At 54.5% G+C, this 1,818-nt stretch carries 1 protein-coding gene; it reads left to right on the forward strand.

Translation table 11 applies throughout. The features are described from left to right. Window positions 1-347 precede the first annotated feature (347 nt). Window positions 348-1,115, forward strand: a complete 768-nt coding sequence (locus N554_RS36795; protein WP_081851507.1) for a dioxygenase family protein — start codon at window positions 348-350, stop codon at window positions 1,113-1,115. Window positions 1,116-1,818: the final 703 nt, after the last annotated feature.

Consider the following 1,818-nt stretch of genomic DNA (forward strand, 5'->3'; position numbering starts at 1 on the left):
TATGGCAAGTAAGGCCCTCATGACCTCCTCCATCTGACTGCTGGGTACTGCCGTCGATCCGATCTTATTGCGCTGCAGACCCGTGCAATAGTCGAGAATAGAGAACCGGCTCAACAGAGCCATTTCTTGATGCTTCGCACAATCGCCGTTTTGCGGCTCCGCTGGTGTTCGCGAGTAGGCATCGCTTCCGCTTTTGGCACGTTTGAGACATGCCAACTGGCTCTTAGGATGTCGGCTTATAGGGGCAGACCGGAAGTGGTCCGGCCCATGGTCGGAATAAACGCGATTGACCGGAGCGGAATTGTTCTCACGCGCGCGCAGGTAGCGTTGGCGGGTGAGCGGGCCTAATGGTATTCTTCGCGATTTCAGGGTTGGAGGATATCGAACAATCAGGTGGATGGCTTTGCCCACCTGAAAATACAGCGAAAATTGAGGAGGACTCGGCAATGGCGACTTACTCCATAGTTGATCTCAGCCGTCGGGAAATCTTTAGAATGTCTGCGATACTTGGCCTCACAAGCGTCGTCTCAACCAAGTTCGCGTTTGCTCAAGCGGCCTTGCAGCGCACGCCCGGCCAAATACGTGGTCCGTTCTATCCACTGAAACCATTTGATCAAAACGCCGATCTAACGAAAGTGCCCGGTCGACCGGGTCGCGCCGAGGGTCAAATCCTGAACGTCACGGGACAAGTGGTCAATTTGAAGGGCGAACCCGTTCGCAACTCCAAGGTCGAGGTTTGGCAGGCCAACGCTCATGGGCGTTACAAGCATCGGAGCGATACGAACCCCGCGCCGCTCGACCCGAATTTTGAAGGATCAGCCGTTCTGACCACGGACACGGAAGGTCGATACAGGTTCAAGACTATTAAACCGGCCGCGTATCCTGTTGGTCCCAATACAGTCCGGCCAGCGCACATTCACTTCGAAGTATATGGCAAGCAAGATAGGCTTGTGACCCAGATGTACTTTGAAGGCGACCCTTACAACAGTACGGACCGTGTTCTGCAAAGTGCGGGGCGAACGGAATTGCTCATCACGAAGCTATTGCCGCCGCCTCCCGAGTTCGAACCAGAGTCGAAATTGGTGGTATTCGACATCGTGCTGTATGCAGGCTAATCAGTTCCGCACAAGGCAAGTGCTCCGGCGATGCACCGACTTCCGGTTCTGGCACGAAACCGACGTGCCATGCCGCCCACCGAATGTCCGTTGTTGAGGGGATTGTGTTGAAAAAGTCTTTTTGGGGTGACGACTAAAATTTTTCAGGACCGCTGATGCGTTTCGCCCGCGGCGATGTGCGGGGCCACATCGTTTCACACAAAAACGACCACCGACCTTCCTAGTGGCGCTAAAGAGCTTTGCGGCGGTAAGCACATCTAAATATCAACTTTCGCGAGATTTCGGCGCGGTTCGATTTTCGACTTTTGCAACACTATCGAGGGACGAACAGACTTCATGCGGACGACACTAAACCGACGCAATTGACCCGATGCGGAAGTCCGATGCCTCAGCCGATCAACGTGTTAGTCTAGCGGTGTTGCACGAGGGGTGAGGCGACCCATAATCTGCGCCTAACGATATTTTTTGGTCGAAAGGTCGTTCAGCCACATCGAAAAAAGGACTGTCGTGCAGTGTGGAGGCGGTATGGATCAGGCTATCCGATTGGACGGCGCCGCTCCTAAGGCTAGGCCAGACCAGTGGAATGCTACGGCGCATAGTTCCGATCGTTAAAAAAAGCAGAGAAGCGCCCGGTTTTGCCGGTCGCTCCTCTTTCGCGGTGACGCCGTCGAACGATCTAGAAGCGGTAACTGAGCTTGCCGCT

It is taken from the genome of Bradyrhizobium sp. URHD0069 (genome assembly GCF_000701345.1).
Lineage (GTDB): Bacteria > Pseudomonadota > Alphaproteobacteria > Rhizobiales > Xanthobacteraceae > Bradyrhizobium.